The sequence below is a fragment of the Blautia wexlerae genome (assembly GCF_013300825.1).
Taxonomy (GTDB): Bacteria; Bacillota; Clostridia; order Lachnospirales; family Lachnospiraceae; genus Blautia_A; species Blautia_A wexlerae_B.
On sequence record NZ_JAAIMY010000001.1, the window covers coordinates 134,784 to 157,724 of the forward strand.

The following is a 22,941-nucleotide window of genomic DNA, read 5'->3' on the forward strand; positions in this document are numbered from 1 at the left end:
AATACAGGAGATAAAAAATCATGTATCAGTTTAACAGAAAAGAATATGAAGAACGTATGAAATGGTATCAGGATGCCCGTTTCGGAATGTTTATCCACTGGGGATTATATTCTATTCCTGCAAGAGGAGAATGGGTACGCAGTACAGAGGAGATGCCTGAGGAAGAATACCTTCCGTTTATGAAAGAATTTGATGCCAGAGACTATAATCCGAAACAGTGGGCAAAAGAGGCAAAGGCAGCAGGTATGAAATATGTGGTTCTGACTGCAAAACACCATGATGGTTTCTGTTTATTTGACAGTAAATACACAGATTATAAAGTTACCAATACACCTGCAGGAAGAGATCTGATCAAAGAATATGTGGAAGCTCTTCGCGAAGAAGGTCTGAAAGTCGGTCTGTATTTCACCTTACTTGACTGGCATCATCCGGACTATCCTCATTACGGAGACCGCATCCATCCTATGAGAAACCATCCGGAATGCAGTAATGAAAACAGAGATTTTTCTCGTTATATAGAGTATATGTACAATCAGGTGGAAGAGGTCTGCACAAATTATGGAAAAATCGATATTATGTGGTTTGACTTTTCATATGATGATATGCGGGGCGAGAAATGGGGAGCAACAAGACTGATAGATATGGTCCGCAGATTACAGCCGGGAATCATCATTGATAACCGTCTGGAAGTCAGCGGTGAGGGAAGAGGTTCTCTGTATGACTGCAATCCGACACCATATCATGGCGATTTTGTAAGCCCGGAACAGATCATTCCGCCGGAAGGAATCTGCGACAAAGAAGGGAATCCGATGGTATGGGAAGCATGCTTCACCATGAACAATAACTGGGGCTACTGTGCAAATGACCACTATTACAAACCTGCTTCCATGCTGATCAAGAAGCTGGTAGAGTGCGTTTCCAAAGGTGGAAATATGATCCTGAATGTAGGACCTGATGCGAAAGGTAAATTCCCGAAAGAGTCCTCGGCGATTCTGGCGGAAATCGGACGCTGGATGGATAAGAACCATGACAGTATCTATGGATGCGCTCCGGCAGCAGATATCCCGAAACCGGATTACGGACGTATCACCAGAAATGGAAATAAGTATTATGTCCATATTTATGAGAATACATTAGGACCACTGCCGCTGATCGGCTTTGACAAGAATAAGATTGTGAAAGTACGTGCCCTGGATGACGGACATGAAGTGCCGATTTCTACTTTATGGGTGCACAGCGATTATCCGGATATCGCATTTGTTGACCTCGGTCCGGATCCTGTACTGCCGGATCCTGTAGACTATGTGCTGGAAGTGGAGATGGCTGAATAAAGATATAGAATACAAAAAAGCTGCCGGATGGCAGCTTTTTTGTATTTCTTAACCGAACTGAGATGCAGGTGTCTGCCTGGTTCAACAACGGTTTCTCTTGTTTACGAAATAATTCAGAATCCCGCCGCCTATGATAATAACAAGGGCAACAGCAACAACACGTTTCGCTGCTTCCTGCGGCATCTGGCTTTTGGAACCGATGGAATCGGAATAGAAAGTCAGGGTATAATTGATCTCATGAGGGGTGCCCATGGCGGTAGTGTCTGCGATTACCGGCATGCTCTCATCCATAATGGTAACCGGGATCTGGAATTCAGAATTCGTTCCTTCCTCATTGACAGGGAGATATTTTTTACCGTCAACGATCATGTAGTCATAATTAGAACTGCTCCACTGGATATCGGCAGTTACTTCGCCGTTTTTCACAGTGATCAAAGTCGGTGAAGTGACACTGGCTTTGCCGCTTCCGCCTTCCAGCTCTACCTGGATGGAATACTCCCCATCTTCTTTATCAAGAGTGAAAGCCTGTGCAGCAGGAACAGAAGTCCATACTGACAGACAGCAGATTAAAGCTGCCAGAACTGCAAAAATCTTTCTCATATTTCTTTCCTCACTTAAATTCGATAATTTTCATCATCCCACAATTGAAATTAATTGTCAATACTTTGTTGAAAAAGTTATCCTGTTTTAGTATAATAAAAGATACTGTCCGCACGCAACATCATTGAGAACGTAGTGAACAGTGAGCACAATAAATGAATATCTGTGAATTGCTTTGCTGCGAAGCAGCTCATGCAATTCTGATATCATAAAAATGTATATGTAAATCACAGGAGGATATGGTAATGAGAGGAATTTTATACGGAGTAGGAGTTGGCCCCGGAGATCCGGAACTTATGACATTAAAGGCAGTGCGCCTGATCAAAGAGAATGATATTATTGCAGTACCGGGCGCAGAGGTGCGTGAAACAGTTGCATATAAGATCGCAGTACAGGCAGTACCTGAGCTTGCCAAGAAGGAACTTCTGCCAATCTATATGCCAATGACACATGATAAGGCAGAACTGGAACTGAACCATGAAAAAGGTGCCAAGGCACTGGAAGCGGCACTTGATACAGGTAAGAATGTAGTATTTCTGACACTTGGAGATCCGACTATCTATTCAACATTTTCATATGTACAGAAGAGAGTAGAAGCGGATGGATATGAGACAAGACTGGTAAGTGGCATCACTTCCTTCTGCGCAACAGCAGCACGCCTGAATATCCCGCTTACAGAGTGGAATCAGCCCCTTCATGTACAGCCTGCAGTTCACCGTCTTGACAGTGAACTGGATCAGCCGGGAACCTATGTGCTTATGAAATCCGGAAGAAAGATGAATCAGGTGAAGGAAATCCTTGAAAGAAGCGGCCGCGAAGTCCGTATGGTAGAGAATTGTGGTATGCCGGATGAACATATCTATAACAGCGTAGAGGAAATTCCGGATGATGCAGGATATTATTCCCTGATCATTGCCAAAGAGAAAGCCGAAGAGAAATGATAGAGACAAAAGATCTGACTAAAACTTTTGACAATTTTACAGCAGTGGATTCCCTGAACCTGAAAATTGAAAAAGGTGAGTTTTTTGGTCTTCTCGGACCAAATGGAGCAGGCAAGACAACGACCATCAGCCTGCTCTCAACCCTTCTTCTTCCGACAAAGGGAGAAATCCTCATAGACGGTCAGCAGCTTACAAGACAACGTCCCGATCTGAAAAGAAAAATCAGTGTGATCACCCAGGAATATTCCATGCGTCAGGATATGAATATGGATGAGATCATGGAATATCAGGGCCGTCTCTATTTTATGCCCAGAAAGCAGATAAAGGAAAGAACAGAGGAGCTTCTGGAGTTCTGTGACCTGCTGAAATTCCGCAAGCGTACAGTCCGTAAGCTTTCAGGTGGAATGAAGCGTAAGCTGATGGTCTGTCGGGCATTATTGACAGATCCGGAGATATTGCTTTTGGATGAACCCACAGCAGGTATGGATGCTCTTTCCAGAAGACAGATGTGGAATCTTCTGCGTAAGCTTAATGAGAAAAATCTGACGATCCTTCTGACCACTCACTATATGGAAGAAGCACAGAGTCTCTGTAATCGTGTGGCACTGATGGATCATGGTAAGCTGGAGGAGGTAAGTACTCCGTCAGCACTGATCGAGAGTCTTGGTGCTTATGCAGTGGACGAGATGACAGCAGATGGAACACAGAATCACTATTTCCATACACGACAGGAAGCAATCCGGTATCTGGAAGAGCTTACAGGGCAGGCGTCTCTTCGCGAGACAACACTGGAAGACGTCTTTGTAGAAAGAGCCGGGAAGCATTTGATTTCAAAATAGCAGATATTAACCGAATCAGGGAAGTCCCCTGCGGTGGTTGCGAAAAAAGTTAGAATAATCTGGAGAAAAATGTATGGGAATTATAACAATATTATGGGAGAAGTGGGTAGAATTCCGCCGGGACTTCTATAAGATCACGCTGGCGGCAATGATCGCACCGCTAATGTATCTGATCGTATTCGGAATGGGAATCCAGACCACTTCTCATGGACAGCCATACCTGAACTTTCTGATTCCGGGTGTGGTATCATTGACAACTATGAATGGAAGCTTCAACGCCATTGCGCAGAATCTGAACGTGCAGAGACTGTATGAGAAAGCTTTTGACCAGGTGATGATCTCCCCCACACCATTATGGCAGTTTATTGCCGGACAGATCATCGGGGGAAGTCTGCGCGGTCTGTATGCAGGAGGAATCATACTGCTTCTTACAGCACCTATTGAGACAGGACTGATCTTCAACGGATGGTCCTTTCTGGTGATGTTCCTGAACGGAGCAGTATTCTCAGCCATCGGCGTGGTGGTCTCCTTTCTGGCAAAAAACCACGCAGACGTGCCGAGGTTTTCCAATTATATCATTATGCCTATGGCATATTTGTGTAACACCTTTTTCTCAACAGAGAAACTTCCGGGATTTGTAGGCAAGTTTGTATCAGCCTTGCCATTATCCCAGACCAGCCATCTGATGAGAAGCATTTCATCAGGTGAGGCAGTGAATTACACTGGTATTGGGATTCTGCTTCTTTATCTGCTGGTGTTTACTGTAGCAGCATCATGGTTTATTTATAAGAAGAAAAATCTGTAACTGACTGACAAGGAGGAGCCTGTGCTCCTCCTTGATCTGTTTATGTATTATATATCAATGTGAATTTTTGTAAAGAGAAAACAGGGAACCATATATGTTACTGTTCACACACCACTATCCCGCGAGGTGTTTTGGCATGAATATGCCAAAATCCCGAGACATACAAGCCAAAATTCCATTGCCGCAGGCAATCTGGAATGAATTTTGGCAACGTTACTGTGAACGGAGTGAACAGTAACCCATATATTGGCAGTATATCCAATTATTGACTTTTATCCTTTGGATGATATACTTAAATTATGTATAATCAATTTGTTAGCACACGAACAGTTGATTCTGGCATCTGTCCGGTTAAATTTTCACACAGCCATAATAACAGAAGAAAGGGCATACATTATATGAGTAAGCCAAAGATATTAATCGTTGATGATTCACAATTAAACAGAGAAATCCTTTCCTGTATGCTGGAAGATAAATATGATATCTGTGAAGCTGAAAATGGAAAGCAGGCAGTTGAAATCCTTGAAAGATGCCATAAGGATTTTAAGCTGGTGCTCCTTGACCTGATCATGCCGGTAATGGATGGTTATCAGGTACTTGCTGTTATGAAGGAAAAGCAATGGCTGGATATGCTGCCTGTTATCTGTATTTCATCAGAGACTTCCGAAGATAGCATCCGTCGGGTTTATGGGCTGGGAGCAAGTGATTACTTCACACGTCCCTTTGATGCAATGACGGTCTTTCATCGTGTTGAGAGTACGATTGCGCTGCATGATAAGATGACGGGAGACCTGCAGGATGCGATGAAAATGTTATCATCTATTTTTCACCGGATACTCAAGATTAATCTCTCGACAGATAGTTATACAGTTATAAGAGAAAAAGACAGTACTGTTTCCATGCTTCCAAGTCTTTCTGAAAGCCTTAAAATGATGGCTGATTATAAGTATATTTATGAAGAGGATCAGGAAGAATATTTGAAATTCTGCAGTATAGATAATCTGAGAAGAGAACTTGCGAAAGGCAGAGAACGCATTTACCTGAACTACAGAACTCTGATAAAACAGGAGTACCGCTGGGTATGTATGGAAGTCATCAGAAGTGCAGAATATAAACCGGATGACCAGATTGCCATGATGTATATCCGGGATATCAATGATGAATATCTGAAACAGCTGGATAAGATCATACGTCATGCAAAAGATGCGTTTGCCTCAGTTACAGTAAATATTTCGGATGGAAGCTGTATTATGGCAAACAGCAGGATTGCTTCACTGGAGCTGAAAGATGTAAATGAACCACTGGATTCTTATATTGAGCGGATCAGTCAGTCTATTCCGCAGAGAGAAGTGAGAACTCAGTACAGAAAGGTATTTTGTGTAGATAATCTGAGGGAGTGTCTGACACAGGGAAAAGATATGATCCAATGGGAATGTCCTGTGTATGCCGCAAAAGGAATCAGTCTGAGGATGATCAGAACCACAGTTGAGATGGTCCGGAACGTTTCTTATGACAGGCTGGAAGCACTGATCTATTTTTCTGATATTACAGAAAACTATTTTTCAGAGCAGATTCCGCATATGCTGTACAGAAAGAATTTTGACAGAATAGAGATTATTGACGGGCAGAGAGACTGTGTGAGACTGGATCATCCGGGTATGTGTGCCATGGAGATGGTTCTGGCAGAAGAGATCAGTTATTCCGGTTATGTTACTGAAGTTATGAAGAAATTTGTTCCGGATGATGAGAAATCCGTATATGAAAAATGTGTGCGTCTTGATACCATTCGGAAAGAACTGCAGGAGAAAGATAGATATTCTTTCTCTGTTCATCAGTTTAATAAAAAAGGGGAGAAATGTTTAAAGAACTATACATTTTTTTACCTCAATAAATTTTTTGACATTATTGTAGCTACAGTTGAGGATATTACGGAGAAATTTGAACAGGATATTCTGACGGGCGGATATAACAGACAGGGTTTTATCCGTCATGTGGAACGGATCCTGAAAGAAAGTGAAGACAGAACCGGATATGCGGTTGTATTTTTCGATATTAAGAATTTCAAGGCAGTCAATGAACTTTTTGGAACAGAAATCGGAGATATGATGCTGCGCAAAGTGTACGAAGATGTCCGGAAATCAGAGCTGAAGCCTCTGGTATCGGCACGTGAGGACGCAGATCATTTTATCTGTCTGGTAGAACGTAAGAATCTCGATCTGGATATGCTTGCCGGAATGTGTCAGAAGAAACTTACCCGGGGCGGAAAAACACTTCATTTGTCTGTCAAATGTGGGATTTTTATGCTTGAAAAGAAAAAAATGTCTGTGAATGGAATGATTGACAGGGCAAAGATTGCCCAGAGATATATTACAGATGAGTTTGTCCAGTCATATAAGATTTATGATTCTTCCATGAAGAATATATATATAGATAAAGCAACATTAGCAGGTGAACTGGAGGAAGGGATTGAGCAGGGACAGTTCAAAGTATATTTTCAGCCTGTTGTGGATGCAATGACCGGAAAGATTGCATCAGCAGAATCTCTGATCCGGTGGTTCTACCCGGAAAAGGGATTTATTTCGCCGGGTGTATTTATTCCTGCACTGGAGGAAAGCGGACATATTTCCGAACTGGATCTGTATGTGCTGGATTCGGTTAATGAATTTCAGAAGAAACGTTATCAGTCCGATAAGATCACAGTTCCGGTATCAACTAATCTGTCATGGATGGATTTCTATGATGAGACGATCATGAACTGGCTGGAGAAGAAATGTGCAGATGCTTCCATGCCGTCCGGTCTGTGCAGAATGGAGATTACAGAAACTTCCTATGCTGCCATTGAGGCAGACAGAAATGCAACTCTGGAGGCATTAAGAGAAGCAGGGATTCTGCTGCTCCTGGATGATTTTGGAAGCGGATATTCTTCCTTTGGAATGCTCCAGAATTACAACTTTGATATTATGAAAATTGATATGAGTTTTGTGCGGCAGATAGAAACCAATACCAAAACACGCAGTATTATCCGCTTCATCATTGAAATGGCACATACTATGGATATAAAGATTATAGCGGAAGGTGCTGAAACTAAAGAGCAGGTCGAGTTCTTAAGAGACAACGGCTGTGATTATATTCAGGGTTATTATTTTTACAAACCGATGCCGGAGGAAGAGTTTGTGAAACTGCTGGATGCCGGCAGATAACAGTTACATATAATAGTCTCGCACAAACTGTACAAACTGCTTTACATGGGGTTTCAGAATCCTGTTTTTGCTGTAGACTATATAGAAACTGCGCTTATGGGCAGCTTCCTCCAGCGGAAAGACAAGAATCTGCTTTGTCCTCAGCAGGTCATTGACAGAGCGTGATGAAAGAATAGAGATTCCCAGACCATTAACAATGGACTTTTTGATGCTTTCCAGGTCATTCATGCGGGCGATCACATTCAGATTGCCTGTTGTGATGCCTGTGCGCTCCAGAAAAAGGTCCATTTCTTTTTTTGTGCCGGAGCCCTTTTCCCTGAGGATAATAGGATCTTTCAGGAAATCATGAAAAATAGCGGGTGTTTCTCTGTCCTTGAGTGCAAGATAGTGATCTGTTACAGGAGTTGCAATAACCAGCTCATCATGGCAGAAAGGAATAAATACGCAGCTCTCATCACGTGTATTCTGGCCTACCAGAGCCAGATCTATCATATGTTTGTGGGCACCTGTAAAATTCTCAAGCAGATTATTTCTGATCTCCAGTATACGGACTGCACTGTCATAAAGCTGGTAGCCTTTGGCTGTGATTGTTGTTTTTTTTTGTAGTACGGATGATCAGTTTCATATGCAGTTCATCTTCCAGAGAGCGTATATGTGCACTGATCGTGGGCTGTGTCAGGTAGAGGCGGCGGGCCGCCTCTGAAAAGTTGCCGTAATCCACGACAGCAACGAATGCTTCTAATTGTTTAAATTCCATTGTGAAAATCTCCTTTTATAGAAATCCTCTTTAATGCATTATTTAAGAGGATTTCTATAGTAATGCAGATAATGCATCTAAAGTAATATCCAATTCCTGTTTTGTATTCTCAGGTCCGAAAGAAAACCGGAGAGTACCTTCCGGGTATGTTCCAAGGGTTTTATGTGCATTTGGTGCACAGTGAAGGCCGACTCTTGTCATAATTCCATAAGTACTGTCCAGCTTAAAGGCGGCCTGAGCCATGTCCATATGTAAGGTCTGGATGGATACAACTGCACAACGGTTTTCAGTATTTTTTTTACCGATAATACGCAGAAATTTTTCTTCAGGATCCAGATTCAGGATACCATCCATAAAGTATTGTGTCAGCATTAATTCATGTTGGCGGATTTCTTCCATGGACTGTTTCTCCAGATCACAGAGTGCGGCATGCAGTCCCAGAATCCCAGGTATATTGGGAGTTCCGGGCTCGAAACGATCCGGAAGAAATGCCGGTACTTCCTCAGAATGTGAGGCGCTTCCTGTCCCCCCGCTGATAAGAGGATCAATCTGTGCTGCCAGCTCCTTGCGGATCAGAAAACCACCTGTTCCCTGTGGTCCTCTGAGTCCCTTATGACCTGTAAATGCCAGTGCGTCTATGTGATATTTCTCCATATCAATGTCAATGGTTCCTGCCGTCTGTGCAGTGTCCAGAATAAAAAGAAGTTTATGTTCCTTGCAGAAATTTCCGATTTCCTGTGCAGGCATGACAGTTCCGCATACATTGGAAGCATGAAGACAGACCACAAGCTTAGTCTCAGGACGAAGGAGTGCAGCTGCGCTATCAAGCAGAAGACTGCCGTCAGAAGCGCAAGGGATTCTGTCAAAAGAAATTCCATGTTTCTCCAGCTGTACAAGAGGACGCATCACTGCATTATGCTCCATGGCAGTTACAAGTACATGATCGCCGGGGTTCAGAAGTCCTTTCAGAAGAACATTCAGACTTGCAGTGATATTTTCTGTAAAAATAACATTCTTACCCTTTCCGGAAGTAAAGTGAAAGAGCCTCAGAAGCTGTTCTCTTGTCTCGAAAATCTGCTCCTCCACAGAATAAGCTGCCCGGTATCCTCCCCGATTCACATTCACAGCAGAGCCTGACAGGTAATCATAAACTGTCTGTGCCACAGATGGTGCTTTTGGAAAAGACGTACTGGCCTGATCCAGATAGATTTTATTCATAGTAACAAATCCCCCGATTTTTATATATAGCAATTCGTGGATATCAAGTCAGGAAAAAATACTTTTTGACCCTAACATCATATCTTATCTGTAGTATAGTACAACTTATAAATGATTTCTATAAATAACTATAAAATACGACTATAATGAATCTGATCCTCGGTGCAGTTACAGGAACATCCTATTTCAATCCGGGATTTGCGGGACAGCCGATCCTTGCAGGCGAGGGAAATACAGACTCCGCTGTGACCGTTCTCGGTTTGATGGCAGGTGCTGCTTTTGCCCATAACTTCGGACTGGCATCTTCCGGTGAAGGTCCTACAGCAAATGGAAAGATCGCAGTTATTATTGGGATTGTGGTAGTTGCTGTAATTGCGGCAGTGAACTCCATGAGAAAAGAAGAATCCTGATTGTTGGAATTTATCATGCGGATGAAGAATAAAAGTACCATTAACTATACCATTTGCTTGTCTGCGAATTCGATTGCACAGGTATAAAAGCCTCAGCGTAGCCCGCTATGCTTGCGTTTTTATAATGATATAAGAACGGAAGTTTACTTAAAAACATATATATGGTATAAACATTTTATAGACAAGGATATCTTTAACACTATTGTATGAATCTATAAAATATCGTAAAGCAGGAGGCGTTTAAATGATCAGACTTCAGGATATTGCAGATATGGCAGGGGTGAGCCGGACTACGGTTTCCAATGTGATCAATGGAAATACTAAAAGAGTTTCCCAGGAAACTATAGATAAGATCACCCGCATTCTGAAAGAGCAGAACTATGTCCCCCATATGGGCTCTGTTATGCTTTCGGGACATGGCTCGCGGATCATCGGCGTAGTATTGGGATTTGCTGTGACTCATGGTATGCAGGCTCTGCAGGACTCCTTTGTGGGGGAGCTTGTGGGCACTATACAGACAGAGGCGGAAAGAAACGGCTATTTTGTCATGCTTATTGGTGGTGAGAAGATTGATAATGTAGTAGATATGGCATCCAGATGGAATGTGGAGGGATTAATCATTCTGGGATATGATGAGAAAAGATACCATCAATTGTCACGGAAGCTGAACAAAAAAATGGTATTGATAGATGCTTATCCGGAGGGAGAGTACACTTTTCAGAATGTGGGCGTAGATGATTATTCCGGTGGTTATCAGGTTGGCGAATATCTATATTCCTGTGGCTATCGCAAGGCTTTATTTGTTGCAGAGACAGACAGAGACAGTGATGCCAGGAGATGGATGGGATTTAAGCAGGCTATGGAGAAAAATGGTGAGTTCTGCAGTCGTTCCCGCCTGATTATTGTGCCTGGTGAGAAAACAGGACGTCTGAAAAAATATGAGGAGCTTTTGCCCCGGTTTCTGAGAGCAAGGGCACTGGCTTTTTCCTCTGATTATGATGCGATTGAAGCTATGAACTATTTCTTTGACCAGGGAATCCGGATTCCTGATCAGATATCAATTGTAGGTTATGACGACAGCATTTTTGCAGAGTTTGTCAGGCCCAAGCTTACCACTGTACATCAGGATATACATCAGAAGGGGGTTCTGGCATACCGGCGTCTGATAAAAATGATTGCCGGGGAATCTATGAAAGAATTGAATATCAAAAGCCCTGTGCGGCTGATCAAGAGAGATTCTGTGAAAGAGTAGCAGGGTCTCTTTTTTATGGTTTATTATTGGAGGTTTTGCACAAAATACAAATGGAAAATTTAGAGATATTTTAAATTTCACGAGAAACCTATTGATTTCATATTGTTCCGTGGTATATAATAAGTACATCGAAGGAATCCGAAAGAGGGACAGACGTGTCCGGACAGTCTTTCAAAACTTCTGATGCTGCGCAGCTTCTGATCTCACGGCAACAGTTCCGTATGCCTCTAATGGTGAGGAGGATGGAAAGTTGAAATTAAAACATGGAGGAAATAAGATGAATAAAAAAGTTATTAGCACATTGGTAATTGGTACTTTAATTGCAGGTACTCTGGCTGGATGCGGTGGTTCATCCGATGCAGGCTCTTCCGCAAAAAGCAGCTCAGGTAAAACAGAGCTGGAGCTTTTTTCCACAAAACCTGAGAACAAGGATACGATTCAGAAACTGGTAGACAAATATAATGAAAGCCATGATGATGTGACAGTAAAGGTTACTGCTCCACCGGATGCAGGAACAGTATTAAAGACCAGAATGGCAAAGAATGATATGCCTGATGTCATAGCAATAGGCGGCGATAACAACTACACTGAGGTTGAGAGTGCAGGTGTGCTGCTTGACCTGGGTGATCAGGATTATATCAAGGATGTACAGGAAGCCTATATTGACATGGTTTACGATGTAAATAAGGATAAAGAAAAGACTATATATGGTGTTCCATTTGCCACAAATGCTGCCGGTGTCATCTACAATACAGAGAAATTTGAAGAGCTTGGACTGGAAGTTCCGAAGACCTGGGATGAGTTTATAGATGTTCTGCAGAAAATCAAGGATGCAGGCGAGCAGCCATTACTGATGACTTACAAAGACGCATGGACATCACTTGCACCGTGGAACTCCATGGCAGCAGACCTTGCACCGGAGAACTTTGCAGATGACCGCAAAGCAGGCAAGACAACATTTGTGGGAACACATGAGGAGATTGCAGAGAAATATCTGACACTTCTTGATTATGCACAGGATGATTACATGGGACTTAGCTATGATGACGGAAACAAGAAATTTGCCAACGGTGACGCTGTAATGATCATCAACGGAAACTGGGCAATCAGCCAGTACCGTAATGCTAATCCGGATGTAAAAGTAAACATGTTTGCACTGCCGTCTTCCAATGATGAATCCCAGAACAAGGTTACCTCAGGTGTGGATGTGCTTCTGGGCGTAAGTAAGAACAGCTCTAATGTAGATGCAGCCAAAGATTTCGTTTCCTTTATGATGGAAAAAGAAAATATACAGACTTATATTGATGAGCAGTTCTCATTCTCAGCATTAAAGGGTGTAGAGCAGAGTGATGAAGCAGTATCAGGCGTACAGGAAGACATCAGCAATGGTAAAGTTGCTAACTTTGAAGACCATTACTATCCATCAGGACTGGATATGGCTGCACTGGTTGCTGAATTTAGTTTAAATCGTGCAAATGGAATGGATGATAAGGAAAACATCGATCAGTTCCTGAAAAAGTGTGATGAGAAATATGATGTTGCGAATGTAGATTAAGTGAGGGGATGAGCCTATGAAGAAAGCAGTGAATCGTAAAAGACCTGCTGTCAACAAAATTTACTATATTTATGTTGGTATTCTTGCAGTATTATTTTTCATCTTCCATACAATTCCGTTCCTGAAAGGTGTGTTCTACAGCTTTACTGACTGGAGAGGATACGGAGAGTGGAATTTCGTAGGGCTGCGTAATTACCTGCATATGTTTGTAGATGCAGATACAGGAAATGCTTATATTTTTACTTTTAAATTTGCTGTGATCACCACGATCCTGGTTAATGTGATCAGCCTTGTGCTTGCATGCGCGTTAAATGCAAAGATTAAATTCAAAAATACGATTAAAGCGTTTTATTTCCTGCCGTATATGCTGGGAAGTCTGATTGTGGGATTTATTTTTAACTATATTTTTGCAAACCTGGTTCCGGAGCTTGGAAAAGCTCTGGGAATCAAGGCTCTCAGTGTGAATATTCTGGGTACCAACAATGCAATCTGGGGAATCATTGCAGTATCTCTGTGGATCGGATGTGCATTTAATACACTGATCTATATTGCAGGACTCCAGTCTATTGATACAGATGTATATGAAGCTGCTGACCTGGACGGAGCTACAGGCTTTAAACGTTTCAGCAAGATCACATTCCCTCTTCTGGCACCGTCCTTTACCATTAATATGGTACTCTCTGCCAAAGGCTACCTGATGGTTTACGATCAGATCATGGCCATGACAGATGGTGGACCTGGAACCGCAACCACTTCCATTGCAGTCCTGATCTATAAGAGAGGATTCGGTGGAGGACAGTTCGCCTACCAGTCAGCCAATGCAGTTATGCTTTTCATCGTAGTTGTACTGATTTCTATATTCCAGCTGCGTATACTTGAGAAGAGAGAGGAGAAGTTAGGATGAAACAGGGTGTAGCGAAGGTAAAAGAACGTTACAACTGGCCTGTAACGATTCTTCTTATCATAGGAATTGTGCTGATCATTCTTCTGCCTCTGTATATGGCATTGATGATCGCCATCAAGGATCCATCTGATATGAATAACGTACTGGCACTGCCCAGAAAGCTGCGTCTGCAGAACTTCGTAGATGCCTGGGTGATGACCGATTTCCCACAGAAATTTTTTAACACTGCATTTATTACAGTGATCAACCTGATCTTTACATTGATCACAAACTCCTTTGCAGCGTATGCAATAACCAGAAACAGGAAAAAGAGTAAATTCTTTTCCGTTATGTATTACTACTTTATCAGTGCTATGTTTATCCCATTCCAGGTAATCATGCTTCCGTTGGTTGTACAGGCGAATGCCTTCCATCTGGATAATATTTACGGTATTACTTTTCTATACATTATCTTCGGTCTGCCTATGAACATTTTCCTTTATACAGGTGCGATCAAGGCGATACCGGAAGCACTGGATGAAGCAGCAATGATCGATGGGGCCAACCCTATCCAGACTTTCAGCCGGATTATTTTCCCGGTATTAAAACCAACTACTGCAACAGTAGCGATTCTTTCCTTTATGTGGACATGGAACGACTTCAACATGCCGCTGGTACTCTTAAGTGATGAGAGCCAGCAGACCTTACAGCTTGCACAGTATGTATTCAAGAGCCAGTTCTCTGTAGACTATAACCTGGCATTTGCTTCTTATCTGCTTGTACTGGCACCTGTACTGATCGTATATATCTTCTGTCAGAAATGGATCATGAACGGTGTTGTTGCCGGTGCAGTAAAATAACACAACAGTAAGATTGAGAAATGCAAACAGGAGGCTTAAGTTATGAAGAAAACCTGGTGGAAAGAAAGTGTTGTATATCAGATTTACCCCAAAAGTTTTAAAGACAGTAACGGAGACGGCATCGGGGATATCAGAGGAATTATAGAAAAGCTTGACTATCTGAAAGAGCTGGGTGTAAATGTACTTTGGATTTCGCCTATGCTTGAGTCTCCGCAGGATGATAACGGCTATGATATTTCTGATTACAGAAAGATCTATAAAGATTACGGAACCATGGAGGATTATGAAACTCTCCTTGCAGAGGCACACAAAAGAGGAATCAAGATCCTTATGGATCTGGTTGTAAACCATACTTCCGATGAGCATTCCTGGTTCGTCGAGAGCCGTAAATCCAAAGATAATCCTTACCGCGACTATTATATCTGGAGAAATCCGGTGAACGGTAAGGAGCCAAATAACTGGGGCGGAGTATTTGGCGGTTCAGCCTGGGAATATGACGCACAGACAGATATGTATTATCTTCACCTGTTTTCCAAGAAGCAGCCGGATCTGAACTGGGAGAACGACAAGGTTCGCCGGGAAGTTTATGATATGATGAACTTCTGGTGTGAAAAAGGAATCGATGGTTTCCGTATGGACGTGATCAGTATGATCTCCAAGGATCAGGCATTTCCGGATGGAGAGACTCACGGAGGACTTTATGGAGATTTTGGACCTTACAGTGTCCATGGACCAAGAGTACATGAATATCTTCAGGAGATGAACCGGGAGGTGCTTTCCAAATATGATGTGATGACTGTGGGAGAGACTTCAGGAGTTACTATTGAGGAAGCGCAGAAATATGCAGGTGATGACCGAGAAGAACTGAATATGGTATTCCAGTTTGAACATGTAGAAATCGGCGGCGGTGATTATGGCAAGTGGACCACAGAACGGTATGATTTCAAAGAGTTCAAGAAGATCATGATCAAATGGCAGGAAGAACTGGCAGGAAAAGCATGGAACAGTCTTTTCCTTGGCAACCATGACCAGCCAAGAAGTGTATCTAGATTTGGAAATGATAATCCTGCTTATCGGGATATTTCAGCCAAGATGCTGGCAACCTGCCTTCATATGATGCAGGGAACTCCCTATGTATATCAGGGTGAAGAGCTTGGAATGACTAACATCTATTTCGACAAGCTTGAGGATTACCGCGATATCGAAAGCCTTCATTATTTCACTGAGCTGACAGAATCAGGCAGACTGACACCGGAGTATATGATGAAATGCCTGATGCTCAGAAGCCGTGACAATGCCAGAACACCTATGCAGTGGGATACTTCCGCAGGTGCAGGTTTCACCACAGGGGAACCATGGATTAAGGTAAATCCAAATTATCAGCAGATCAATGCTGCAGATCAGTTAAAAGATCCGGACTCTGTTTTCCATTATTATCAGAAGCTGATCCGTCTGCGTAAAGAAATGGATATTATCGTGTACGGAGAATTTGAGGCTCTGTACCGTGACCATGACCAGATCTTCGCTTACACAAGAAAGCTTGGATCAGAGAAGCTGCTTACAGTATGCAATTTCAGTGCGCAGGAAGCGGAAATGGAACTTCCGGAAACATTTGCAGAAGGAGCTCAGTGCCTGATTACAAATATGGGCAGAACAGTGTTTGGCAGGAAAATTGTCCTGAATCCATATGAGGCGTTTGTGCTTTACAAAAAATAAAATAGTCTGAAAAAAAATACCCTTTCGTATGACATGACGGAAGGGTATTTTGGCTTTTATAGTGCTTATAGTTCTGATAAGTGACGTAAACGCTGCGGTTTTCATTTATTTTATAGACAGGTATGTATTACTCCTGTAAAGGCATATCTTCACTAAGTTTCAGCAGTGCTTCAGCAAGATTGGAGTCCAGGATCAGCACATCCACCAGCCTGCCCTTTAAAGCGCTTAACACAGTATTTGCCGTCTGGGAGTGAACAGTAACTTAAACAGAAAGAAAACTCAGAAAAAAGTCACAAATGATATTGAAATAGATGCCTGTATGTAGTATAATCAGACGCAGATAAAAGAAAATTCTTCGGGGTTGTGGTGATCAGCATCAGCTGAGATTCCCTACCGGCGGTTATAGTCCGCGACCCGCTTAGGCGGCTGATCTGGTGGAATTCCAGGACCGACAGTATAGTCTGGATGAGAGAAGAACACGCGATATTTACCATACGTGCTCATTACCCCGGATATGATCCGGGGTTTTTTATATGTTGAAGAAAATCTTCATTATATAGAAAGCTTGTGGAATTTTCTTTTAACAGGATATGAGACATATCCATAAAGAATAATTTCAAAGGAGAGAAACAGTATGAGTGAACAGGTATTAAGAAATGGAAATGCGATGGCAAGGAGTAAGACGAGAACCGTTACACAGATAGCCATGCTTGGCGCTATCGCAGGAATTTTAATGAATCTGGAGTTTCCGCTTCCTTTCCTGGCACCGACTTTTTATCAGCTGGATTTTTCAGAAATCCCGGTACTGGTTGGCTCATTTGCAATGGGACCGATCGCAGGTGTACTGATCGAGCTGGTGAAGATTCTTGTGCATCTGGTAACAAAGGGCTCTATGACAGCAGGTGTAGGCGATGTGGCAAACTTCATCTTTGGATGTACATTTGCAGTTCCGGCAGGTCTGATCTACCGCTATAAATCTGTTAAGAGCAGAAAACATGCAGTGATCGGAATGGCAGTTGGAACCGTACTTACAGCAGTAGTTGCATGCTTTATCAATGCATTCGTGTTACTTCCGGCATACGGAAAGGCTTTTGGAATGCCGGTAGAAGCATTTATCGAAATGGGAAGTGCAGTACACAGTTCTGTAAATAATCTTCTTACATTTGCAGCAATGATCATTTTCCCATTCAATATCTTTAAATACACACTGACATCCCTGATCGTATTCTTTATTTATAAGAGAATCCGTGTAGTGCTTAAAGGTGACTGATGGCAGACATGTCCGACGGAAGGGGAGCAGTGAAGGTCATCTTCTGTCCTGTGATGGGATGGGGGAATTCCATGTGGTAGGAATGTAAGGCCTGGCGGGTGATGTGTTCCATGTCAGGGTTGTAGAGGTAGTCTCCGATCAGGGGATAGCCTAGGTATTTCATATGGATACGGATCTGATGGGTGCGGCCGGTTTCCAGCTGAAGGGAGACCAGGCTGTGCCCATTTTCTTTTTTTACCAGTTTATAATGGGTGATGGCTTCTTCTCCATGGTCAAAATCTACGGTGCGCTCAATGATGGAGCCTTCTTTGCGGGAAAGAAGTGCTGTGATGGTTCCTGTGGGTGGGGTGAGGTCACCCTTTACGATTGCCAGGTATTCCCTGTGTACCAGGCGTTTTTTTGTCATATCGGCCATAATGCTGGCGCTGACCAGGTGTTTGGAAATTACGGTAAGTCCGGAGGTATCCCGGTCCAGGCGGTTGCTGCAACGGAAGATAAAAGGCTTTCCCTGATCCTGGTAGTACCATGCCAGGGCATTGGCCAGGGAGTTATAGTAGTTTTTCATGGAGGGATGGATAGGCATTCCGGCAGGTTTGTTGATCACCAGGATGTCTTCATCTTCATAAACAATGTTCAGGGGAAGCTTTACCGGTGGGATTTTCTCTGAGGATTCTGTCTCGCAGATACAGACCTGGAGATGGTCGCCTGCAGCCAGAGTCTGACGCATATAGTAGTGGATTCCGTTTACCAGGATACTTTGAGGCATCCGTTTGATTTCTGTGAAATTCTGCCGGGAGTATCCCTTTCTTCTGAGAAATTGTTCTACCCGAAGTCCGTTCTGGGATTCCGGGATTGTATATTCTATGGTTCGGTTCATAAGTTTCTCCTTTTGGGTGTGAAATATAGAAAGATATGGAGATTTCGGAATTATAGGAACAGCAGATCGTGATTAATGGTTTTATAAAATAATCTTCTGCATTCTGGGAGATCCTGTGTCTGGCCCAGCACCCACATCATTTTGGTAACAGAAGCTTCCAGAGTCATGTTATAGGATTCCAGTATGGGAAATTTCTCCTTGATCACTTTTCCAACCTGGTAGACTTCCATATCGCTGCCCTCATGGGTTACCTGAGTAGCCATGCATACCAGTTTACCGGCAGAGATCCAGTCTGAAAGTGCATTCAGAAAACTGTCATTGCCATAGTTTGGAAGAACGCCTACGCTAAAGGATTCGATGATAAGCCCGTCATAGGAGCCTGCCAGAGTGTCCAGGATCCGTCCGTCAGTTCCGGCAATTACTTTGCCGCCAAATACAATGGAGATACCGTGAGCCCTGTCGTGGGAGGCAAAACGCAGGCTGTCCAGCAGATTGGAGCGGGCATCTGTGATTGCCAGGTCAATGGACTGGAAATTACATTTTATTGCTTGATTCTTGGAACAGTAATTCATGACTGGACGGAAAAATAAAACAGGAGAATGTACATCAGCAATTCCCTGAGTGAAAATCCTTTTATCTCCTCATTATCCCAGACGCCGGCAGGATAGCAGCTGGCAAGGAAGGTATCCGGACCACAGTAAAGCCCATAGAGAAGCAGTCTCTTTCCTTCGCGGATTCCTTCCGGTTCCATGATCAGTCCCCAACGGAGCTGATCCATCAGATGGAGGTAGAGAGACACACATAGAACCAGATTGCTGTTACGGTTCCTGGAGAGAAAAACATCTTCCAGTGCAGAGGCCTTTTCAAAACAGACATTCCAGGTGTTGAAAAATGACTGGTGTTCTTTATAAAAATCCCACATGATACCTGGGGTGATTCCATATCTGGCAGTTCGGATAAGTACCTGGAACTGCCTTGCACCGCTGGCTGCGGTCTGTTTCAGAAGTGCCTGTGTGACTGCAGTGCTGACTGTTCTGCCGATAAGCTCTCCCAGTTTGGAATGTCCGGAGGCGTCTGTGAGGGTGGTTTTTCCATCCATACAGGCTGCGATCACAGTTCCGTCTGTGCCTGAGCCGGTAGCGATTTCCTCAGAATAGCAGCTTCCAAGTAAAAGATGGGAAACAGCAGCAGCTTTTGCTTCTGAACAGAGCATCAGTGCCCGGCCTATGGCCGCGTCTGTAAGGTTCTGGTTGATATATATAAAAATATTGATGGTTCCGGGAGGCAGCATTTCATAAAAACCATTGTGCTCACAATAGGAGGAAGGGTCTCCCGGACACATTCCATTGGAATCAATTCCTCCTGTGACAGCAGCAGTTACAGATAATTCCTGATGCCGGAGCGTTTCCACTGCGCAGAGCTCTGTCCAGGCGGCTGTGCTCAGTGCGGTGGCAGTCTGTGGGTTGATTTCCAGTCTTTGTGCATGTATCATCAGATCCTTCTCATAGGTATCTCCCAGCATTTCGCATTCATAATCACCGTTCATGCAGTTAATATTTAGTGCATGGGTAAGATGTGTGGTGATTCCGCCGTTCAGAGGACTGGTGCTGAGAACCTTTGTCCTTCCTGGAAAAGTAAAAATCGTACTTCCGTTTTTCTGACTGTAAGTAAATATATCATTCATTATAATCCCTCTCTAATATTCAAAGATATTCCACTTTAAATCCGGACTCCTGACAATATCGGTCTGCTTTGGAGCCTTTATAGCAACGGATCGTAGCTGCACGGTTAATGATCCATTCTCCGATATACTCCGGATCATGGCGGATTTCCAGGTACTGCAGGCGGTTACATCCGTGAAAAACCCATTTTCCGATATAACGGACATTAGGCGGGAGAGTAACAGTAATCAGGTTATTACATTTGAAAAAAGCACTTTCATCCAGAATTTCCAGTGAATCGGGGAGCTCCAGGGAAGTCAGGCCACAGGAATAAAAAGCCTGATTACTGATTACCTTCAGATTTTCCGGAAAATGGACTTCACTCAGATTTTTGCATTTGTAAAAGCTGCCGTTACCTATCTCCTGAAGCGAATCAGGAAAAGAGATTTCTCTTAATGCAGAGCATTCTGAAAAGGCGTCTGCCTGGATTTTAAGCAGCCTGCTTTCACTGGAAAAAAGAGTTTCTGATAATTTGTGGGCGTTGCGGAGCATGCCCTTTGAAATTGTGGAAATATATTGAGGGATATAGATAGAGGATAAAGTGGTACAGTCGGAAAATGCTTCCTTTCCAATCTGGCACAGACTTTCAGGAAGAAGCAGCTGTTTCAGGCGGCTGCATCCCGAAAATGCGTTTGAGCCGATCTGTTTCAGACCATATGGAAATGAAACAGACTGGATCATGGATCTGTTCTGGAAGGTTTTTTCAGAAATAATGGTACAGTTTGCCGGAATGTCTATGTCTCTTTTTAAATATGGGGTACAGTTACAGCGTTGAAGTGTCAGGTTTTGTTTTCTGCCGGATATATTGTATGTCATAAAAAAAACTCCTTTGCAATAGAATATTTGTTTTCTCTGCAACGGAGCAATGTAATACTTTCATAAACGGGCAGGTTGATGAAATGCATGAACAAAAACCGTCAGGTTGCCGATACTCCATATTCCGGTAAGGAACAGAGAAAACATCTGGTAAAAAGGGATCTTTCTTTAGTACAAAAATGGGTACACTAAATAAGATCACCCTTCCACTTCCCATTGCGTGTAGTTGGTGGCGGCAGCCTTAAGCAGGTATTCTGACTCACGCAGTGACGCTGTAATCTCTCCTTCTCACATGATAATATGCAATGGATATGAGACCCAGCTGCACGTATACAGCAGCACGACTGTCCAGGATTCTGACCTGATTCCCTCTTGGCTGAAGGTCCGACATCCTGTGCCGTGACCAGCAGAACTTAAAACCGGTAATTGTTTGTAAATATTTGGTTTGATTCTATTATATATGTTTTGTGAGAAGAATCAATTGGTTTTTTGAAAAAAATGCAAATAAATGCAAATAAATGGTGGATTTTTCCAGACTGGGTACTGGATGTATGGAAATATATTATGGTTGGCATTGAAAATAGCTTTTCTGGGCTGAATATAGGATGTGAGAAAATAGGCCTTGCATTTTGGAACAATGTAATCTAAACTGTGATTGTAGTGAAAATTTATCACCTGCTGCCTGATCTGGCATTTCAAGGCAGGTTCATCTGGCGTTCGCCGACATTTTCATTAGGATATTTCAAACTTTATAATTCGGACAGGGATGAATGATTGTGAAAGAAGGGTATTCTGTTTTTTTGCCTTGTTTGAAGGAGAGGAGGCAGAAACGGTTAAAAGTGAATTATTTTTTTGCGGTCAGTAGTAGTTCGGGGGTTTTAGAAAACATATAGAAATGCTATAATGAAAGTGAGGGATTCAATGAATAATAATACGATCTTTGATGACGTATTCCGTACAATGATCGAGAAGATACCGCAGTTGGCGATACCGTTGATCAATGAAGTATTTCAGACTTCATATCCGGAGGATGTAGAGATTATACAGCTTCGAAATGAGCATCATCAGGAGAATGGTGAGATTATTACAGACTCCTGCCTGAGGATTGGAAGGAAGTTGTATCATATCGAATGTCAGAGTGTTGATGATACCACAATGGCAATCCGGATGATCGAGTATGATTTTGCTATTGCTTTAGATTCGGCCAGAAAGTACGGACGCAGATACCGTATCCCTACTGTAAAACTTGATGAATATACGAAAGATAAAATTTTCGAGAAGAATCTGCGGATGTTTTTGCCGTTTTATATTATGCGGTATGAGAAAGAGATACATAGAATAAATCAAGATCCGGAAAAGCTGCAATCTTTGTTGGATGAATACGAAGATATCCGAGTAATGCTGGAAAAAGAACTGACAGAAACAGGAAGGGCAGAGTTATACACGAATTTAAATAAACTGATTACAAAAATATCGGATTACATTTGCCGTGATGAGGAAGTAGTCCGGGAAAGGTTAGGTGAGACTATGGGTGGAAAAGTGTTAGAATTGGAATCTGAAAGATTACGTGCGGAAGGAAAGGTTCTGGGAGAGTCTATTGGAGAAGCACGTGGAGAAGCACGTGGAGAAGCGCGTGGAGAGGCAAGAGGAAAAGTCATTGGAGAGCTTCAGGGCGAAACGCGTCTTGGTGTTTTGATCAATCGTCTGATCCTGGATGGAAGAAGTGCGGAAGTTCAGGGTGCTGCGACGGATGCTGAGAGGCGGAAAGAACTTTATAAAGAGTATAATATGTAACGCAAAGGAAACTTCCTCCTGCTGGTCGGAAAATAAGAATAACTGGCAGGAGGAAGTTTTTGGTCATCTTTGGATTTTCATTTATGTAAAATTCTG

At 42.9% G+C, this 22,941-nt stretch carries 21 protein-coding genes and 2 riboswitches; of the genes, 13 read left to right on the forward strand and 8 right to left on the reverse strand.

The features are described 5' to 3' along the window. Window positions 1–20 precede the first annotated feature (20 nt). Window positions 21–1,331 carry an alpha-L-fucosidase gene (locus G4417_RS00570; protein ID WP_118520030.1) on the forward strand — a complete coding sequence of 437 codons (1,311 nt, stop codon included), beginning with the start codon at window positions 21–23 and terminating at the stop codon, window positions 1,329–1,331. A gap of 81 nt (window positions 1,332–1,412) precedes the next feature. Here G4417_RS00570 and G4417_RS00575 read toward each other — a convergent pair whose 3' ends face one another. Beyond that, the gene (locus G4417_RS00575) at window positions 1,413–1,931 is read right to left on the reverse strand and encodes a hypothetical protein (RefSeq protein WP_025578865.1); all 519 of its coding nucleotides are present in this window, start codon (window positions 1,929–1,931) and stop codon (window positions 1,413–1,415) included. A gap of 245 nt (window positions 1,932–2,176) precedes the next feature. Here G4417_RS00575 and cobI point away from each other — a divergent pair, with 245 nt between their 5' ends. The 4 genes from cobI to G4417_RS00595 all read left to right on the forward strand — a co-directional run bounded on the left by cobI (window position 2,177) and on the right by G4417_RS00595 (window position 7,716). Continuing rightward, complete coding sequence (gene cobI, locus G4417_RS00580; RefSeq protein ID WP_173681034.1) at window positions 2,177–2,872, forward strand: precorrin-2 C(20)-methyltransferase; 696 nt, start codon at window positions 2,177–2,179, stop codon at window positions 2,870–2,872. Further along, window positions 2,869–3,711 (forward strand): ABC transporter ATP-binding protein, encoded by an 843-nt coding sequence (locus tag G4417_RS00585; RefSeq protein ID WP_118593020.1) that lies wholly within the window; start codon window positions 2,869–2,871, stop codon window positions 3,709–3,711. Before cobI ends, G4417_RS00585 begins: the two co-directional genes overlap by 4 nt. A 73-nt stretch (window positions 3,712–3,784) precedes the next feature. Then, complete coding sequence (locus G4417_RS00590; protein WP_008706312.1) at window positions 3,785–4,516, forward strand: ABC transporter permease; 732 nt, start codon at window positions 3,785–3,787, stop codon at window positions 4,514–4,516. A 398-nt stretch (window positions 4,517–4,914) separates the two neighbouring features. Further along, on the forward strand, window positions 4,915–7,716 hold the full coding sequence (locus G4417_RS00595) for an EAL domain-containing protein (RefSeq protein ID WP_173682263.1): 2,802 nt from the start codon (window positions 4,915–4,917) through the stop codon (window positions 7,714–7,716). Window positions 7,717–7,719: 3 nt separating this feature from the next. Here the strand turns inward: G4417_RS00595 and G4417_RS16800 are convergent, their stop codons facing one another. The 3 genes from G4417_RS16800 to G4417_RS00605 form a co-directional block, all read right to left on the reverse strand. Beyond that, window positions 7,720–8,208, reverse strand: coding sequence for a LysR substrate-binding domain-containing protein (locus G4417_RS16800; protein ID WP_243872034.1), 489 nt, complete (start codon window positions 8,206–8,208; stop codon window positions 7,720–7,722). A 67-nt stretch (window positions 8,209–8,275) separates the two neighbouring features. Beyond that, window positions 8,276–8,473, reverse strand: coding sequence for a LysR family transcriptional regulator (locus tag G4417_RS16805; RefSeq protein ID WP_243872035.1), 198 nt, complete (start codon window positions 8,471–8,473; stop codon window positions 8,276–8,278). A 54-nt stretch (window positions 8,474–8,527) separates the two neighbouring features. Then, window positions 8,528–9,691: an aminotransferase class V-fold PLP-dependent enzyme gene (locus G4417_RS00605; protein ID WP_173682264.1), complete on the reverse strand. Its 1,164-nt coding sequence runs from the start codon at window positions 9,689–9,691 to the stop codon at window positions 8,528–8,530. Between the two features lie 146 nt (window positions 9,692–9,837). On the opposite strand from G4417_RS00605, the gene G4417_RS00610 reads away from it, so the two are divergent. From G4417_RS00610 to G4417_RS00640, 7 genes are all read left to right on the forward strand, one after another. Beyond that, the gene (locus G4417_RS00610; RefSeq protein WP_330598056.1) at window positions 9,838–10,101 is read left to right on the forward strand and encodes a hypothetical protein; all 264 of its coding nucleotides are present in this window, start codon (window positions 9,838–9,840) and stop codon (window positions 10,099–10,101) included. Between the two features lie 244 nt (window positions 10,102–10,345). Then, on the forward strand, window positions 10,346–11,353 hold the full coding sequence (locus tag G4417_RS00615) for a LacI family DNA-binding transcriptional regulator (RefSeq protein ID WP_173682265.1): 1,008 nt from the start codon (window positions 10,346–10,348) through the stop codon (window positions 11,351–11,353). A 250-nt stretch (window positions 11,354–11,603) separates the two neighbouring features. Continuing rightward, entirely contained in the window at window positions 11,604–12,908 is a 1,305-nt protein-coding gene (locus tag G4417_RS00620; RefSeq protein ID WP_173682266.1) for an ABC transporter substrate-binding protein, read from the forward strand. 16 nt (window positions 12,909–12,924) lie between these two features. Next, on the forward strand, window positions 12,925–13,812 hold the full coding sequence (locus tag G4417_RS00625) for a carbohydrate ABC transporter permease (protein WP_055154109.1): 888 nt from the start codon (window positions 12,925–12,927) through the stop codon (window positions 13,810–13,812). Continuing rightward, complete coding sequence (locus tag G4417_RS00630; protein WP_173682267.1) at window positions 13,809–14,651, forward strand: carbohydrate ABC transporter permease; 843 nt, start codon at window positions 13,809–13,811, stop codon at window positions 14,649–14,651. Before G4417_RS00625 ends, G4417_RS00630 begins: the two co-directional genes overlap by 4 nt. A gap of 42 nt (window positions 14,652–14,693) precedes the next feature. Continuing rightward, window positions 14,694–16,367, forward strand: a complete 1,674-nt coding sequence (locus G4417_RS00635) for a glycoside hydrolase family 13 protein (RefSeq protein ID WP_173682268.1) — start codon at window positions 14,694–14,696, stop codon at window positions 16,365–16,367. A gap of 347 nt (window positions 16,368–16,714) precedes the next feature. Next, window positions 16,715–16,848: riboswitch (FMN riboswitch) on the forward strand. A 153-nt stretch (window positions 16,849–17,001) separates the two neighbouring features. After that, on the forward strand, window positions 17,002–17,637 hold the full coding sequence (locus tag G4417_RS00640) for an ECF transporter S component (RefSeq protein WP_055054032.1): 636 nt from the start codon (window positions 17,002–17,004) through the stop codon (window positions 17,635–17,637). On the opposite strand, the gene G4417_RS00645 is transcribed toward G4417_RS00640, so the two are convergent. From G4417_RS00645 to G4417_RS00660, 4 genes are read right to left on the reverse strand one after another with little or no spacing between them, the layout of a single operon-like run. Next, window positions 17,624–18,514 (reverse strand): RluA family pseudouridine synthase, encoded by an 891-nt coding sequence (locus G4417_RS00645; RefSeq protein ID WP_173682269.1) that lies wholly within the window; start codon window positions 18,512–18,514, stop codon window positions 17,624–17,626. The two genes, G4417_RS00640 and G4417_RS00645, sit on opposite strands and share 14 nt — an antisense overlap. Before the next feature lie 50 nt (window positions 18,515–18,564). Beyond that, window positions 18,565–19,086, reverse strand: coding sequence for an asparaginase domain-containing protein (locus G4417_RS00650; RefSeq protein ID WP_055054034.1), 522 nt, complete (start codon window positions 19,084–19,086; stop codon window positions 18,565–18,567). Beyond that, window positions 19,083–20,198 carry an adenosylcobinamide amidohydrolase gene (locus G4417_RS00655; RefSeq protein WP_173682270.1) on the reverse strand — a complete coding sequence of 372 codons (1,116 nt, stop codon included), beginning with the start codon at window positions 20,196–20,198 and terminating at the stop codon, window positions 19,083–19,085. Before G4417_RS00655 ends, G4417_RS00650 begins: the two co-directional genes overlap by 4 nt. A gap of 19 nt (window positions 20,199–20,217) precedes the next feature. After that, entirely contained in the window at window positions 20,218–21,051 is an 834-nt protein-coding gene (locus G4417_RS00660; RefSeq protein ID WP_173682271.1) for a leucine-rich repeat domain-containing protein, read from the reverse strand. 226 nt (window positions 21,052–21,277) lie between these two features. Then, window positions 21,278–21,483, reverse strand: a riboswitch (cobalamin riboswitch). Window positions 21,484–21,972: 489 nt separating this feature from the next. On the opposite strand from G4417_RS00660, the gene G4417_RS00665 reads away from it, so the two are divergent. Further along, a complete protein-coding gene (locus tag G4417_RS00665; RefSeq protein ID WP_173682272.1) occupies window positions 21,973–22,845 on the forward strand; it encodes a hypothetical protein in 873 nt (290 codons plus the stop codon). The last annotated feature ends 96 nt before the right edge of the window (window positions 22,846–22,941 follow it).